The organism is Micromonospora sp. NPDC002389, assembly GCF_040296095.1.
Lineage (GTDB): Bacteria > Actinomycetota > Actinomycetes > Mycobacteriales > Micromonosporaceae > Micromonospora.
This window is the reverse complement of the sequence record NZ_JBEOWP010000019.1, coordinates 42,958-57,047: the sequence shown is the minus strand read 5'-3', so window position 1 is coordinate 57,047 and position 14,090 is coordinate 42,958. Positions and strand designations below refer to the sequence as shown.

The window sequence follows — 14,090 nt, the reverse complement described above, 5'->3', positions numbered from 1 at the left end:
CCCTGGTCACCGGTCGAACGCGTGGGATCGTCGGCGGGAGAGGGCCGGTAGCTCTTGTGGGGCAGGATGTGTCCGTGATCCTGATGGTTCCCGCGAATCCGATGCGCCCACGCCAACCCGACGACCACTTCACGGCGGAGGCGCAGGCGGCACGTGCCCTCGGATTCACGGTGGCCGTGGTCGACCACGACGCGTTGGCCCGAGGCGGGGACGCGCGCCGGGCGGTCGCCCCGGTCCAGGGCCCCGGCACGGCCGTGTACCGGGGCTGGATGCTGCGCAGCGAGCAGTACGCCACGTTCGCCGAGGCGCTGGCCGAGCGCGGTGTGGTGCTGCGGACCGACGGTGCGCAGTACCGACAGGCACACGAGCTGCCCGGCTGGTACGCCGCACTGGCCTCGGTCGCCCCGCCCTCGGTGTGGACCACGGGCGCGGAGCGTGTCGACTTCGACCACGCGCGGGCCGCACTGGGTGCGGGACCGGCGGTGCTGCGGGACTACAGCAAGTCGATGAAGCACCACTGGGACGAGGCGGCGTACATCCCCGACCTCGCCGACGGCGCGGCCGCGTGGGGCGTCGCGCGCAGGTTCCTGGAGTTGCGCGAGGACGACTTCGTGGGTGGATTCGTGCTGCGGCGCTTCGAACACTTCACCTCCGCCGAGGTCCGCACCTGGTGGGTCGACGGCGAGTGCGTCCTGATCGGACCGCACCCGGACAGCCCGGACGCTGCCGCGACGGCCGAGGTCGACCTGGCCCCGGTCACACCGCTGATCGTCGGGCTCGGCCTACCCTTCGTCACCGTGGACCTCGCGCTGCGCGCCGACGGCGTGTGGCGGGTCGTTGAACTCGGCGACGGGCAGGTCAGCGACCGTCCCGCCACCGTCGCGCCGCAGACACTGATCGCGGCTCTGTTCGCCCAGAACCGGTGACCGGCGACATCTCCACGGCGATGTGACGTATTGCCCACGGCAAGGGCCGACGGATCCGGCGGTCGACATTTACAGTCGGGCCATGCGCACGGATGACGGCGTGCGGGACTGGCTTCGCGAGCACGGTGCCGAGCGGATCGACCATCCCGGCGGCACCCTCTATGCCCACCTGTGTCGAGTCGGCGAACGACTCGCCGCCCTCGGCTGCGGCAGTGACGTGGCGACCGCCGGCCTCACCCATGCCGTCTACGGCACCGACGGGTTCGATCTCACTCTGCTCGATCTGGCCGATCGCCCGGTGCTGCGCGACCTCGTCGGTGCCGACGCCGAGGAGATCGTCTACCTGTACGGCGCCTGCGACCGCAAGCGCACCTGGCCGAAGCTGGCAGAGACCGGCCAGGTGTTCGACCGGTTCACCGGGCGGATGCTGGTGCCGGACGCGGCGCGACTCCGGGCGCTGGTGGATCTCACCATCGTGAACGAACTGGACGTCATCGAGCGCGATCCTGCGGTGGCGGACCAGTACGGCTCCTATTTCCGGGACCTGTTCGCCTCCTGGGCGCCTCTCGCCTCGGCGCAGGTCGTCAGCGACGTACAGCGGGTCCTGCGTCCGTGACGACCGCGCCGTCGACCGCCCGCACCCCCGGTCGCGTACGCGTGCGAGCCCTCTATCCCGGCAGCTTCGACCCCTTCACCCCGGGGCACCTGAACGTGGTGAGCCGGGCACGCGACCTCTTCGACGAGGTGATCGTGCTCGTCGCCGTCAACAGCGTCAAACATCCCGACACCGACGAGGTGCAGCGCGCGTACCCACCGTGTTCCTGCCCGCCCAGCCCGACCTGGCCGCGGTCTCCTCGACCGCGTTGCGCACGCTCGGCGGCCTCAGCTTCGGGGGAGCACGGTGATGGCCGCGACGGCGCTGTTGACGACGGTGGCCGTCACGGTGCGGGTCACGGCCTCCGCTGCGGCGGTGGCGCCCCAGTCGCCCCGTTCGAGGTCCTTCGCGCGCTCGATCACCGGCGACGTCCACGGGATCTCGCGATTGAACTGGGGGAGCGTTCCACTGGCGGAGAGCAGTGCCGCGAGCGCGGCGACCCGGACCGACGGCTCCGCACCTTCCACGAGGACCTGCCGGACGTCGGCCAGCAGGCGTGCGCGCCGGTCGGTGCCGCCGTCCCGCAGGGTCGTGGAGCGGAACAGACCGAGCACCCTGCGCGCTTCCTGTCGGATGTCGCCACGTCGGACGAGCCTGTCCAGCACCGGCTGACGCAGGCCGGGTCCCATAGCCGCCAGGACGGTCTGCGCGCTGCGGTGCTTCTCCGAGACGTAGTCCCAGGTCGAGCGCAGGAGGTCGTCGGAGGGTACGTGGTCCGCGACTCCGCCGATCCGTCCCTTCGCCGTGGTCGCCAGGTGGCCGCCGAGTGCGAGGTCGGCGAGGACGGCTCCGGCGAGTACGTAGAAGAGGGTGTTCTCGCCCGCGATGGTGCCGGACCGGGGCTGGAAGAGAAGCAGGAGGAGATCCTCGGCCAGGGTCGGCGGGTCCGAGGGCTTCCACGTGTCGATGGTCATCGGCGGGGCTCCCAGCGGAAGAGTCGGGTGGCGAGGGCGACGGCGACGGCGACCCACCCCAGCGTGGGCGCCAGCAGGAGCAGGGAGTCGGCCACGGCGACGCCGCCGTTCCACGCGTTCATGGTCAGCTCGGTGGCCGCGCCGCCGGGCAGCAGCCGCTTGAGCCAGGCGAGGTCCGCCGTGCCGGTGATACCCACCCAGCTTGCCACGGCGATCACGCCGAGCGTGACGGGAAGCGTGGTGACCTGGGCGTGCTCGGGTGAGTTCGTCAGGCCTGCGGTGGCCAGCGCCAGGCCGACCATCATGGCGAGAGTGGCGATGGTCGCCACCACGAGCAGGAGGACGTCGGAGGGCTGACCGGCGACGACGGCCAGGGCGATGAGGATGGCGGTCACCTGCACCACGGCGAGGACGACGACGGGTAGCAGCAGACCGGCGAGGATGCCGGTGTCGCTCTCGGCGGTGGAGCGCAACCGCTTGAGGAAGAGGTTCTGCCGCCGCGAGGCCAGGGTGGTGACGGCGGTGGCGTAGAGACCGAACGCGGCCACGGTGAACATCACGATCGCCGCGATGTAGCCGAGGCTGCCGATGGCGGCGAAGGTCTCGTGCTGGCGGACGAAGAACACGCAGACCGCGACCGGGACGATGAGGCTGGTGATCAGGACCAGCCGGTTGCGGAAGATCTGGATCAGCTCGCTGGACGCGATGGACAACACGGTGACACTCCTGTCGAAGGTGCGGTCAGTTACCGAGGGCGCGGAACACGTCGTCGAGCCGGGTCGGTCCGGCCGTGAGGTCCCGCAGCTCCACGGCGTGGTCCTCGGCCCACCGCAGCAGCAGGTGCAGGTCCTTCTGTAGGGCGAAGGTCTCGGCCACGACCGTGCCGTCGGCGTCGACGACCGCCGCCAGCGGCAGCGCCGGCACCGCCGTGGGCAGGGTGAAGCGGATGACCGCCGGCAGGGTACGGGTCAGCTCCGTGACGCTGCCCTCGCGGTGCAGACGGCCCTGGTGCATCAACCCGATCCGGTCGGCGCGTTGCTGCGCCTCCTCCAGGTAGTGCGTGGTGAGCACGATGGTGGCACCGTTCTCCCGCATCCGGTCCACTGTCGCCCAGACGTCGTCGCGGGACTGGATGTCCAGGCCGGTCGTCGGCTCGTCCAGGAACATCAGCTCCGGGGTGCCGTAGGCGGCGGTGGCGAAGTCGAGCCGCCGCTTCTCACCGCCGGAGAGCTGCGACACCCGCCGGCCGGCCCGGCCGGTGAGGTCCACCAGGTCGAGTACCCGGTCGACATCGTCCGTGCGCCGGGTGAGCCGGCCGACCAGACCGACGGACTCGCGAACCGTGAGGTCCGGGGAGAATCCGCTCTCCTGGAGCATCACGCCCATCCGGGGACGTACCGCGCGGCGGTCCTGCGGGCTGTGCCCGAAGACACGCACCGTGCCGGAGGTCGGCTTCCGGTGCCCCTCGACGACCTCCAGGGTCGAGGTCTTCCCGGCCCCGTTGGTGCCGAGCAGTGCGTACAGTTCGCCGCGTCGGACCTGGAAGGAGAGGTCCCGTACGGCGTGGAAGTCGCCGTAGGTGAGATTGAGGCGTTCGACGTCGATGACTGGTGTGCTGGACATGCATCCATGACAGCGTCGATCGTCGGCATCCGTCAGTGCGCTGACGTCATGACCGGATGTGACGTGGTGTCACTGGTCAGAGCCGGTGACTGCCGGATACTGGGGTGGTGACTGCAAGATCGGCGCGCTTCACCGAGTCGACGCGGGGACGGCTGCGCCGGATCAACCTCATCACGTCACTGCCGCCGGTGGTGTTCGCCGCGCTGCTCCTGCTGTACCTCGACTCGCGTACCTGGTGGCACGCTCTCGTCCTGGCCCCGGGGGTGGTGGCGGCCCTGGTCGCCTTCGAGAGGTGGACCGCGGACGACCTCGCGCGGGTCGCCCTGCCCTGTCTGATCGTCGCGGCAGCGGTGTGGCCGCTCGGTGCGCTGGTCACCGGCAGCCCGAACGCCTGGTGGGGGGTCTGCGCCGTGGGCTCCCTCGCCCTGCGCGAGGTGCGACGGCGCGTCCTGGCGGCGGTCGCGTTGTTGGCCTACGTCGCCGCCGTCGGTGCGACACGGCTCCTGGTGGAGCGCGACGACGTACGCCAGGTCCTGGTCGCCTACGTCCTCGTCCCGGCCGCCCTCACCGTCGTCGTGACGCTGATGACGGTGGTGGGGGAGCGGTTCTACGACCTGATCCGGGAACTCGAACAGACCCGGGAACGCGAGGCGGAGCTGGCGGTCGTGCGGGAACGGTTCCGCTTCGCCAGCGACCTGCACGACATCCAGGGCCACACCCTGCACGTGGTCAAGCTGAAGATCGCGTTGGCGCAGAAGCTGATGGTTCGCGACACCGCGCGGGCGGAGAAGGAACTGCGGGAGACGTACGCGCTGGTCAGCGACACCATCGCGCAGACCAAGGAACTCGCCCACGCGTCTCGGCGGCTCAACCTCACCGCGGAGATCGAGAACGCGAAGAACCTCTTCGAGGCCGCCGGCATCCGGGTCCGGGTGACCCGGGAGGGCGAGGTCGACTCCCGGGTCGGTGAGCTGCTCGGCCAGGTGTTGCGCGAGACGACCACCAACATCCTGCGGCACGCGCAGGCGACCCAGGTCCAGATCACCCTCTCCGAGTCGGGCATCACCATCGTCAACGACGGCGTGACCGGGGACGGACCCGCCGAACTCAGCGGGCTGTCCGTTCTCGGCAAACGGGTGGCGGACGACGGAGGCGAGTTGACCGTGCAACAGCGACAGGGGCGGTTCCGGACCGCCGCGACGTTTCCGCCGGTTCCCGTCGGCACCCCCTCGACCGTGGGCAGGGACGAGCGATGACCACCATCGTGCTCGCCGACGACGAGGTGCTGCTGCGGTCCGCCCTGGCCGCACTGCTTCCCCTGGAAGGGGACATCACCGTCCTGGCCGAGGCACACGACGGCCAGTCCGCCGTCGAGGCCACCCTGCGGCACCGGCCGGACGTACTCGTCATCGACCTGGAGATGCCCGGCGTGGACGGCCTCGGCGCGGTCGCGCAGATCCGGCGTACGCTCCCGGACCAGGTGGTCCTCATGCTGACCCGGCACGCCCGCCCCGGCGTGCTGCGCAAGGCGCTGCGGCTCGGCGTCCAGGGCTTCGTCAGCAAGTCCGCCGAGCCGGCCCACATCACCTCGGTCGTGGCCACCCTGCACGCGGGCAAACGCTGGATCGACCCGGACGTGTCCGCGTTGGCCATCACCGAGGACTGCCCGCTGACCGAACGGGAGGCCGACGTGCTGCGGGTCACCGGCGAGGGTTACTCGGTCGCCGACATCGCCGCCCGACTGCACCTCGCGCCCGGAACCGTCCGCAACTACCTCTCCAACGCCATGCGCAAGACGCAGACCCGGACCCGCCACGAGGCGGCCCGGTACGCCCGCGAACACGACTGGCTCTGAGTCGGCAGCTCGTCGCGGTACGCCCGCACTGACATCCCGCCCCGAAAGCGGTGACGTGGTGTCACTGTTTGCCGCGGACGGGGCTTGCTGTCATCGAGGTAGGTCCATCGCGCCGGTCGGCGAAGGAGTCCGACGCGTCTCCCACGTGACCGTGCCTCACGGCACCGTGCCGCATCCGGTGGACCACCCCGACGACGACAGGAGACCTGGACGTGAGACGACGGCGTGGCATCGCTCTGATCGGCACACTGAGCATGGTCGGTGCCCTGACAGCGGTCGTCCCGGCGACGGCCGGAGAGTCGACGACCGGCAGACCGGCGGACGGACTGCAGTGGACGGCCTGCCCGGCGGACGTGGTGGTGCCGCCGGTGGTACAGGCACAGGTGCAGTGCACGACGGTGCCGGTCCCGCTCGACTACGGCGACCCGGACGGCACCCAGATCGAGATCATGGTGTCGCGGATCGCGAGCACGAAGCCGGAGAAGCGGCGCGGTGTGCTGATGTTCAACCCGGGCGGGCCGGGCGGCACCGGCCTGGACCAGCCGGGGTTCCTCATCGGGCAGGGACTGCCGGCCAGCGTCATGGACGCCTACGACCTGATCGGAATGGACACCCGAGGCGTCGGGCATTCCGCGTCGATGAGCTGCGGTTTCACCGCCACCGACGCCTACTGGGCGAACATCCCGCCGTACGCGGTCGACGACGCGGCCGTCATCCGGCAGGCGGAGATCGCCGAAGAGGTCGCCGCCCGCTGTGCGGCGAACGACCCCGACGGGCGGCTGCGACACCTGACCACCGCCAACATGGCCCGCGACCTGGACCGGATCCGCGCCGCGCTCGACGAGACGAAGGCCAGCTTCTACGGGGCGTCCTACGGCTCGGCGCTGGGTGCGGCGTACGCCTCGATGTTCCCGGCCAGCACCGACCGGATCGTGCTGGACAGCAACCTCGGCGACACCCACCTCGACCGGGACGGACTGCGCCGGTTCGCGCTCGGCATGGAGCAGACCTTCCCCGACTTCGCGACGTGGGCGGCGGCGCGGCACGACTCCTACGGGCTCGGCCGGACGCCGCAGCAGGTACGCAAGACCTACTTCGCCATCGCCGAGCGGCTCGACCGGACGCCGTCGTCCGACGGGCTCACCGGCCCCATCTTCCGTTACCTGACCTTCGCCCACCTCTACGGAAAGATGCAGTACGGCAACCTGGCCCGGACCTGGCAGGCATACCTCGACCCCTCCGAGACGCCGCAGCCGGCGGCGGCGGAAACGCCGAGCCCGAATGACAACGCCTTCACCGTGTTCCTCGCCGTGACCTGCAACGACGTCGCATGGGCCGAGGACGTGGACACCTACCGCCGCGCCGTCGCCGAGGACCGCAAGCGGTACCCGCTGTTCGGCGCCGCCAGTGCGAACATCACCCCCTGCGCCTACTGGACGCACGAGCCGTCCGAACCGCCCGTCGCTGTCAGCGCCGAGGGACCCCGCAACGTGCTGATCCTGCAGAACCGACAGGACCCGGTCACCCCGTTGGCGGGCGGCAAGCTGCTGCGCGAGAAGTTCGGGCAGCGTGCTCGGCTGGTGACCGTCAACGAGAGCGGGCACGGCGTCTACGTGCTCGGCGGTAACGCCTGCGCCCTGAACCTGACGACGTCGTACCTGCTCCACGGCACGATGCCGACCACCGACAGGACCTGCTGGCCCGACTGACCGCATGAAAGGAAGGGACCCCTGCTAACGCCTCGTGTATAGCAGGGGTCCCTTCCTAACATCCGGGTCAGCGGGTGAGTCGGAGCCGGGCGAGGACTTCGGCGACTTCCTGGGTCTCGTCGTGCTGAGGGGCGTGGACGACGCAGAGGTCATCGTGCAGCGGCCGCAGTTCGTCGACTGCCTCGGCCGCCTCACCTTCGGAGAGCAACACCATGCCGATGTTGCGGAGTAGTCGAGAGCGGTGGGGGAGGCGGCGCGTACGTGGGTCAGTACCTGCCGGAACTGGCGCAGCGCGGTGGTGGCCTGGCCGAGTTCGGCCCGGCAGTGGGCTGCCCGGCGGCGGCGCCGCCATTGTGCGGGTTCAGCCTCTTCCGCTGGTAGCGCGGCCGTGCCGGACGAGGTAGCGGGCGGCGAGAGCCACACCGCCGCCGAGGACGGCACCAAGCGCCAGGTCTACTGCGCGGCTCTGGGGCCTTCCGCTCTGCGCCTCATGCGGGTCAGGACCTACCGCGCGATCGTTCGACGATGATCGGCCGTCCGTCGCATCGGCTGGCGGCCCCGCAGTGACGGCCGCCTGGTAGCGACGGTCCACGATCAGGGTGAAACGCCGCGCTCGTCGGGACGTCTCCGCCTTCATGCGTGGGCCCCTCGCCTCTGCCCAGAAGCGCCGTCCGGCCATGCCTTTGAAGAACTGATCAGCGAGGACCTCCAGGTGGACTTCGCTCAGCAGATCAACTTCCCACATGAGTTGCCAGTGCGACACGATCAGGTTGGTGTAGACGTGTTTGCGGAACCACTCCAGGTCCGTTGACTGCTCGATCGGTCCCCAGCACTCCAACAGCCCCGGATCATCGATAGCCATCTTGAGCAGGTCGGTGTGCAGCGCGCGAAGTGCCTGCTCGCGAGCTGCTTTGGCCTCCCTCGCTTGAACGATCAGGGAGATGGCGACCCCCATGAGCGCGAGACCGGCGAGGATCGCCGAGGCTGCTCCATAAGCCTCACCGACGTTGCCGAGCAACGACCAGTCGTAACCGGGTCTCTCGCCGATCCAGAGCAGCCCGGCGGGAGACAGCAGCACCGCAGCAAGGATCGCCAGCACTGCGAGGAGGAGTACGGTCGGCGTCATCGATCGGCGAGCCAAATCGGTGACCATCCGTGACCGGGACACACCGCCTCCACGCTCGAACGTGGAGGCGAGGCTACTACAGGTGGGCGTCGGGTGGTGTCAGCCCGTCGACCTCACGGTCGAAGAACGAGTCGAACGGCTCCGCCCGGGCGAGCATTACCCGTACCTGCGATCGGCAGCCCTCGACAACCTGCGGTTCTGTGAACTTCTCCGCGCCGATCGGAGTTCCGTCGGCGTCGTAGCGGACGTCGTACACGGCCCTGTCGCCAGCCACCATCAGCTCCGGCACCACGCCGTGCTCCTGCTCGTACTCCCAGACCTTGTCGGCGGTGAGCACCCGAATGAGCTCACCAGCCTCGGCGCGGAAACGGAGGAAATTCAATTCCCAGATCAGGTACGGCGTGAGCGGTAGCTCTACGATCCGCAGACGGTGAAGCCCGGATTCTCGCTCGGCGAGCAGAGCGAAGAACTGCGCCAGATCCGGGTTGGGCTGCGCTGCGATCAGCAACGCCTCGTCCCACCTGCCCGCGTCGAACGCCTCCCAGCTCGGGCTGCCGGGCTCCCGGAACGTCTGCATCCGCTCGGTCTTCAGGATCGGCTCGTCAATGGACTCCACCGTGGCGTAGAAGTCCGCCTCATAGGCCGACAGACTCAGCCGTTCCCCGGACGTCATCCGGAGCAGGTCACGCATCCGGGATGTCCGGCTTCGCAGCGAGGATCATGCTGCGCGGGATGACGACCAGACGCTCGTCGCTGCCGACGCTGACGCCGTCCGGAAGCCGGCTGGCGTAGGCATCGGTCAGGTCGCGGCCGATGACCGCCACGTCACCATTCGAGAGCTCCCAGATGTCAGGGCAGGTCGTCGTGCCGCCACTCTCGCCCAGCTCACCAGCCGAGCGGCCAAGTCGTCGCGTGAACGTCGCCGTCGGGTCCGCATTCCATCGTGGCTCCACGCCCATCTCCCACAGTCACGGAACGGGCGTTCAGAATAGCCAGGGTTGGGCCGCGAATCGCGCCAGTGAGTCTCCGTTTCGCACGACCCGAAGTCAATCTTCGTCCCACTCACGCGGGCACTAACTGACGACGGGCGGCGCTGCCCAGGATTCGGGGGAAGGCGCGGATCAGCTCGCCGAGCGGTACTTCGTGCACCATGCCTCAAGGTCGTCCGGGCGAGGTCGAGACTCGTGGGTCGCGTGGTCAGGGCTGGCGGATCAGGCCGATCACGGCGGCCAGTCGCGCGACGTCGGCCGGTGCGGGCCCGCGCTGGATGATCTCGGCGAGGAGGGTACGCGCGACAGGGCGACTGCGGACCTCGGCGGGCGCGACGCTGTCGGCGTCGAGCAGTACGTGTCCGGCCCGGCCGGGATCGCCGACGTCGAGGTAGGCGCGGGCGGCGTCGATCAGGTGAGCCGCGCGGTGTTCAGGTGGGAGTCGTGACCAGCCGTCGCTGGCGAGGGCGTGTTCGTGTCGCTGGACGGCTTCGACGGTGTCGCCGAGGCGGTGGGCGGCGAGGCAGCGTGCCACCTGGACGGCGACCGCCCCGAAGCCGGTGTGGTGTTCGTCGGTGTGGTCGAGGGGGCCTTCGGCGAGAACGGCGGTGTGGTCGAGCAGGTCGTGGGCGTTGCGACGGTCACCGTCACCGGCGGCGGCGAGCCCGGCCTGGAGGAACAGGGTGCCGCGTACGGCGTCGTCGTCCGTGGTGTCCGCCGCCGTGAGCGCGGCGGTGAGCGCGATTCGGTGATGGCCGAGGGTACGCAGCGCCTGGGCGACGGCGATGGTGGCGCTGGCGGCGTGGGCGGGGTCACCGGCGGCGGTCGCGACGGCTCGGTCGGCGGCGAGCCAGGCGAGGTCGGCGTGGTCGAGTTTGACCAGTACGGCGGCGGTGATCCGGTAGGTCGACGCCAGCAGACTTCGGAGACCGTGGGTCGCGTCGAGCAGGCCGGGCAGGGTTCCCACGAGTTGCGGGTACCGGCCGTGCTGGTAGCTCATCCAGGCGTGCGCGACCTGTCGGCCGGCCTGGTGCGCCGTGACGGTGTGCTCCGGCTGGTGCTGGTAGCGGGCCAGTGCGGCCCGGATCGCGTCGACGCCGTCCAGACTCGGCGTCGTGGGTGGCGGCCGGCGGGGACCGAGGAGCATCTCGGGATCGAGGCGCAGCGCGTCGGCGATCTCCTGGATCACCGAATACCGGTCGAGCTGACGTACGCCGCGTTCGACCTTGTCGACCCAGCTCTTCGACTTGCCGAGCCGATCCGCGAACGCCTGCTGGGTCATGCCCCGGTGTGCTCGCAGTTCGGCCACCCGCCGCCCCAGGGGTGCGGAGTTGTGGTCACGCCGATGGGTCATCTGTGGCCCCCGGCCGGGGGCATGGCGTCGGTCGACTCCCCACAGCGCGGACACCACCGCGACTTCACCCGAAACGCGAACAGCCCGAGCAGGAATCCCGGTACCAGCCCGCCGAGTATGACCGATATAGCCATGTGAGCCACGGTTCCCCTTGCATATCGAGTGCGCTGGGAGCAGGGAAGGTGCCGAGCCTCTACCCCTCACCCTGACGGCGAGTGTCGCCATATGCGAAAGGTTGCCGGTGCGTCACGGACGGTTGCACCGCCAGCGTGAGACTATGCGGGGACGTCTTCGAAAGGTCCCTGCCGTGGCGCGGAACGATGAACTGAGGAGAGCAATGTCGGCGGCCGGATTCACCGCTGCTGACCTAGCTGAACGGTGCGATGTAGACGCAAAGACCGTGGAACGGTGGGTAAGCCGGGGACGTGTGCCGCATCCTCGTTCGAGGGTGCGGGCCGCCGAGGTGTTGAGCAAAGATGTGAGCATGCTGTGGCCCGACATCATCCGGCGCGCTGCGAAGCTTGGGACTGACCGGGAACTGGTCGGCATGTACCCGCGCCGGGCCGATCTTCCCCGATCGATCTTCCGCGAAGCGATCGCGCGTGCCGAATCCCGGTTGTGGTTCGGTGGCTACACCAGCTACTTCGTGTGGCTGGAAGTGCCCGATGGTGCCGCAGTCCTCGCAGCCAAGGCCAAGGCCGGGGCTGACGTGCGTTTCCTGCTCGGCGATCCGGACAGTCCGGTCACGGCCGAACGAGACCGGCTGGAAGCGACCCCGCTCACCTTGGCGACGCGCATCGCGATGACACGGGCTGAGATCAGCAAGGTCGACGCAGGGGTTCCGGTCCGGTTGTCCGATCGCCATATCGCCATGTCCGTCTGGATTTTCGATGATGAGGCCATCGTCGCCACCCACATCGGTGCAGGGCTCGGGCAGGACTCCGTGACGCTGCACCTGCGGCGTGCGCAGGACGGCGGAGTGTTCGACCGGTACGTGGAGCACTTCGAGTCGCTGTGGTCCGACGGAAGTCCCGCCGACTCGCAGAGCTGAGGGAAGGCCACTTCTGGCAAGCAGTGCGAACCGACGCTGGGCTGCATCAATGCGTCGGACGGCGAGCCGTCAGCCGTCTACGCATTGAGGTGCTACCGCACCGAAGGCGGGTCGATCAGTCGGTGATCTTGGCTACGACGGGTGTTCGGCGGCGAGCTGCTCGGCCTCGGCCACGAACTCGTCCAGCTCGGTCGAGGTCAGGTTCGACTCAAGGAGAATCTGTCCGAGGACGAAGATCTCGATTCCCAACACGGTCTCGGCAGTGAGGCTGTCGATCAGTTCCGGCTCGCCCACAGCGGCCCGGATGACGCCCTCCACCTCAAGGGCGGGTGGGGTCGCACCCTGCTGGTACTGGGAGCGAGCTGACGACACGAAGGCGGCTATGTCGGTGGGGGTGGCGTTGGCTCCGAGGTGCCGATGAACCGCAAGGGCGAAAGCGGCCTCGATCAGCCGCAGGCTGCCGGGTAGGCCGTGCTGCCTGATGTCGGCTGCCACGGCGTCGGCGGCATCCCAGTCGGCCCTGGCGAGAGCCCGAATCAGGTCGCGCAGCGGATTAACGTCCACGTCTTCTGAACCTCGCTATCCGTTCGTTGATCACCGCAGTGACCCTATGTGCCGCAACGCCCACCAGGATGCCGAGGACTGCGAGGTTGCCTGCGGCCTCCGCAGCGTCGATCTTCGGCCGTGGCGAGGCTACAGGTGCTGTCGGGGTGGCGGTTCCGGTTGAGTGTGATCCACTGGGGCCGTTGCGGTCACGGAACACGCTGGTCCATTTTTCGATCGTGTCGGCGGTCGTGCTCGCGTGGTCCTGAACATCGTCAGCCTTCCGGGCTGGCCGATTCAGGAACCCTTTCAACTTCGCGCGGCCCAGGTCACGTTGATCGCTGTCGGCCAGTAGCTCTTCTCCGGAGGGCGGCCCTGCGCTGGCCGGCTGATCGGCCGAACCGGGTGCGATCACGTTCAGATAGGCGGCGATGTGTCGGGCGGCATTGCTACTCAACCGCGCGAGCCGGTGAGCCTTGTCGGCGCCGACACGGCTCTGCATCGCTGCGGCGCGCATCGTTGCGTGGTCGGTGCCCGTACCGACTTCCGCGTAGATCGCGTTTCCCCCGGTGACATCCGTGGCGGCGCGTGTGGCACGGACCGCGAGCCCGTCCAGGTCGTCCACGGCCGACTTGAGTTGAGCGATGACCTGGGCGAGCATGCTGCTCATCCCAACACCTTCCGGTACGCGTTGCCGGCTTCTTGTGCGGCAGTAATCGCCCGCAGGGTCAACTTCACCTCGCGTACCGCGTCGGCGATGGCCTTGCGGGCCTGTGCTGCCTCGTCCCGTCGGCTGTCGTGCAGGGTGGCGAGGACGAGCCCGGAGACTACGTCCAGAGAGTCGCCGACACCCTCAACCGTCTTCTTGCCCTGCTCAAGCAGGTAGTTGGCTTCGCCGAGAGCTGCCTTGACCTCGCCGACGCTCACCGGTCAGCCAAGGATGCTGATGTATTGCCGGGCGGCCTGGGTGCTGCCCTGGAGGACGGTGGCGGCCTCGATCAGCCGCTGCTTGCTCTGTTCGGCGCGGCTGATCGCCTCCGAGATCGCGGGATGTCCGGTGCCGGCCGCGACCGCCCGAAGCCGGGAGAGCACCTGCTCGGTGCCCTCGATGGCGGCTCTGATCTGGTTCGTCGTGGCGTTGCACTGCTCGGCTGCCTGGGCAAGTTCGGCCTTGACTTGCTCGATGCTGGCCATGCCGTCCTTCCGGTCCACTGCGGGGCACTGGCGTCCAACACACGCCGTAGCGAGGCAGACACTATCCAACATGAATTGCTCTCCGCAGCCCCGGATGTCGAGAGGACCAGGGTCAGGGCACCCTTGTCGGGGATGACGTAGCCGATGTCGC

At 69.1% G+C, this 14,090-nt stretch carries 18 protein-coding genes and 1 pseudogene; 7 read left to right on the top strand and 12 right to left on the bottom strand.

The features are described 5' to 3' along the window. Nucleotides 1-83: 83 nt before the first annotated feature. The 3 genes and pseudogenes from ABT008_RS27055 to ABT008_RS27045 all read left to right on the top strand — a co-directional run. Complete coding sequence (locus ABT008_RS27055) at nt 84-926, top strand: ATP-grasp domain-containing protein (protein WP_350699691.1); 843 nt, start codon at nt 84-86, stop codon at nt 924-926. An 82-nt stretch (nt 927-1,008) separates the two neighbouring features. Further along, nucleotides 1,009-1,542: a DUF6817 domain-containing protein gene (locus ABT008_RS27050; protein WP_350699619.1), complete on the top strand. Its 534-nt coding sequence runs from the start codon at nt 1,009-1,011 to the stop codon at nt 1,540-1,542. After that, nucleotides 1,539-1,670, top strand: a pseudogene (locus tag ABT008_RS27045) (adenylyltransferase/cytidyltransferase family protein); the annotation flags it as partial. The gene ABT008_RS27050 and the pseudogene ABT008_RS27045, both read left to right, overlap by 4 nt. Nucleotides 1,671-1,808: 138 nt before the next feature. Here the strand turns inward: ABT008_RS27045 and ABT008_RS27040 are convergent. The 3 genes from ABT008_RS27040 to ABT008_RS27030 are packed head-to-tail and all read right to left on the bottom strand — an operon-like array spanning nt 1,809 to nt 4,118. After that, on the bottom strand, nt 1,809-2,495 hold the full coding sequence (locus tag ABT008_RS27040; RefSeq protein WP_350699617.1) for a GOLPH3/VPS74 family protein: 687 nt from the start codon (nt 2,493-2,495) through the stop codon (nt 1,809-1,811). Next, entirely contained in the window at nt 2,492-3,211 is a 720-nt protein-coding gene (locus ABT008_RS27035; RefSeq protein ID WP_350699615.1) for an ABC transporter permease, read from the bottom strand. Before ABT008_RS27035 ends, ABT008_RS27040 begins: the two co-directional genes overlap by 4 nt. Before the next feature lie 25 nt (nt 3,212-3,236). Beyond that, entirely contained in the window at nt 3,237-4,118 is an 882-nt protein-coding gene (locus ABT008_RS27030; RefSeq protein ID WP_350699613.1) for an ABC transporter ATP-binding protein, read from the bottom strand. Between the two features lie 107 nt (nt 4,119-4,225). On the opposite strand from ABT008_RS27030, the gene ABT008_RS27025 reads away from it, so the two are divergent. The 3 genes from ABT008_RS27025 to ABT008_RS27015 all read left to right on the top strand — a co-directional run bounded on the left by ABT008_RS27025 (nt 4,226) and on the right by ABT008_RS27015 (nt 7,682). Continuing rightward, a complete protein-coding gene (locus tag ABT008_RS27025) occupies nt 4,226-5,374 on the top strand; it encodes a sensor histidine kinase (protein ID WP_350699611.1) in 1,149 nt (382 codons plus the stop codon). Beyond that, the gene (locus ABT008_RS27020) at nt 5,371-5,973 is read left to right on the top strand and encodes a response regulator (RefSeq protein ID WP_350699610.1); all 603 of its coding nucleotides are present in this window, start codon (nt 5,371-5,373) and stop codon (nt 5,971-5,973) included. The genes ABT008_RS27025 and ABT008_RS27020 overlap by 4 nt, the downstream gene beginning before the upstream one ends. A 212-nt stretch (nt 5,974-6,185) precedes the next feature. Beyond that, nucleotides 6,186-7,682: an alpha/beta hydrolase gene (locus tag ABT008_RS27015; RefSeq protein ID WP_350699609.1), complete on the top strand. Its 1,497-nt coding sequence runs from the start codon at nt 6,186-6,188 to the stop codon at nt 7,680-7,682. Nucleotides 7,683-7,749: 67 nt separating this feature from the next. Here the strand turns inward: ABT008_RS27015 and ABT008_RS27010 are convergent, their stop codons facing one another. From ABT008_RS27010 to ABT008_RS26990, 5 genes are all read right to left on the bottom strand, one after another. Beyond that, complete coding sequence (locus ABT008_RS27010) at nt 7,750-7,893, bottom strand: hypothetical protein (RefSeq protein ID WP_350699608.1); 144 nt, start codon at nt 7,891-7,893, stop codon at nt 7,750-7,752. Nucleotides 7,894-8,043: 150 nt separating this feature from the next. After that, entirely contained in the window at nt 8,044-8,835 is a 792-nt protein-coding gene (locus ABT008_RS27005) for a DUF6082 family protein (RefSeq protein ID WP_350699606.1), read from the bottom strand. Nucleotides 8,836-8,884: 49 nt separating this feature from the next. After that, the gene (locus tag ABT008_RS27000; RefSeq protein WP_176093624.1) at nt 8,885-9,499 is read right to left on the bottom strand and encodes a DUF6879 family protein; all 615 of its coding nucleotides are present in this window, start codon (nt 9,497-9,499) and stop codon (nt 8,885-8,887) included. Next, nucleotides 9,492-9,761: a hypothetical protein gene (locus ABT008_RS26995; protein WP_350699604.1), complete on the bottom strand. Its 270-nt coding sequence runs from the start codon at nt 9,759-9,761 to the stop codon at nt 9,492-9,494. Before ABT008_RS26995 ends, ABT008_RS27000 begins: the two co-directional genes overlap by 8 nt. A gap of 244 nt (nt 9,762-10,005) precedes the next feature. Next, a complete protein-coding gene (locus ABT008_RS26990) occupies nt 10,006-11,151 on the bottom strand; it encodes a helix-turn-helix domain-containing protein (RefSeq protein WP_350699602.1) in 1,146 nt (381 codons plus the stop codon). Nucleotides 11,152-11,599: 448 nt separating this feature from the next. On the opposite strand from ABT008_RS26990, the gene ABT008_RS26985 reads away from it, so the two are divergent. After that, nucleotides 11,600-12,202: an XRE family transcriptional regulator gene (locus ABT008_RS26985; protein ID WP_350699601.1), complete on the top strand. Its 603-nt coding sequence runs from the start codon at nt 11,600-11,602 to the stop codon at nt 12,200-12,202. 132 nt (nt 12,203-12,334) lie between these two features. Here the strand turns inward: ABT008_RS26985 and ABT008_RS26980 are convergent, their stop codons facing one another. Genes ABT008_RS26980 through ABT008_RS26965 form a run of 4 tightly spaced genes read right to left on the bottom strand, consistent with a single transcriptional unit; the run spans nt 12,335 to nt 13,939 of the window. After that, nucleotides 12,335-12,766: a hypothetical protein gene (locus tag ABT008_RS26980; RefSeq protein ID WP_350699599.1), complete on the bottom strand. Its 432-nt coding sequence runs from the start codon at nt 12,764-12,766 to the stop codon at nt 12,335-12,337. Next, the gene (locus tag ABT008_RS26975) at nt 12,756-13,415 is read right to left on the bottom strand and encodes a hypothetical protein (protein WP_350699597.1); all 660 of its coding nucleotides are present in this window, start codon (nt 13,413-13,415) and stop codon (nt 12,756-12,758) included. Before ABT008_RS26975 ends, ABT008_RS26980 begins: the two co-directional genes overlap by 11 nt. Continuing rightward, the gene (locus tag ABT008_RS26970) at nt 13,412-13,672 is read right to left on the bottom strand and encodes a hypothetical protein (protein ID WP_350699595.1); all 261 of its coding nucleotides are present in this window, start codon (nt 13,670-13,672) and stop codon (nt 13,412-13,414) included. Before ABT008_RS26970 ends, ABT008_RS26975 begins: the two co-directional genes overlap by 4 nt. 3 nt (nt 13,673-13,675) lie before the next feature. Further along, complete coding sequence (locus ABT008_RS26965; RefSeq protein WP_131050847.1) at nt 13,676-13,939, bottom strand: hypothetical protein; 264 nt, start codon at nt 13,937-13,939, stop codon at nt 13,676-13,678. Nucleotides 13,940-14,090 lie beyond the last annotated feature (151 nt).

Coding starts and splice junctions, on each gene's coding strand:
- ABT008_RS27040 (WP_350699617.1), bottom strand. CDS start 2,495: ATGACCATCGACACGTGGAAGCCCTCGGACCCGCCGACCCTGGCCGAG.
- ABT008_RS27020 (WP_350699610.1), top strand. CDS start 5,371: ATGACCACCATCGTGCTCGCCGACGACGAGGTGCTGCTGCGGTCCGCC.
- ABT008_RS27030 (WP_350699613.1), bottom strand. CDS start 4,118: ATGTCCAGCACACCAGTCATCGACGTCGAACGCCTCAATCTCACCTAC.
- ABT008_RS26990 (WP_350699602.1), bottom strand. CDS start 11,151: ATGACCCATCGGCGTGACCACAACTCCGCACCCCTGGGGCGGCGGGTG.
- ABT008_RS26965 (WP_131050847.1), bottom strand. CDS start 13,939: ATGGCCAGCATCGAGCAAGTCAAGGCCGAACTTGCCCAGGCAGCCGAG.
- ABT008_RS27055 (WP_350699691.1), top strand. CDS start 84: ATGGTTCCCGCGAATCCGATGCGCCCACGCCAACCCGACGACCACTTC.
- ABT008_RS27005 (WP_350699606.1), bottom strand. CDS start 8,835: ATGGTCACCGATTTGGCTCGCCGATCGATGACGCCGACCGTACTCCTC.
- ABT008_RS27050 (WP_350699619.1), top strand. CDS start 1,009: ATGCGCACGGATGACGGCGTGCGGGACTGGCTTCGCGAGCACGGTGCC.
- ABT008_RS26975 (WP_350699597.1), bottom strand. CDS start 13,415: ATGAGCAGCATGCTCGCCCAGGTCATCGCTCAACTCAAGTCGGCCGTG.
- ABT008_RS27000 (WP_176093624.1), bottom strand. CDS start 9,499: ATGCGTGACCTGCTCCGGATGACGTCCGGGGAACGGCTGAGTCTGTCG.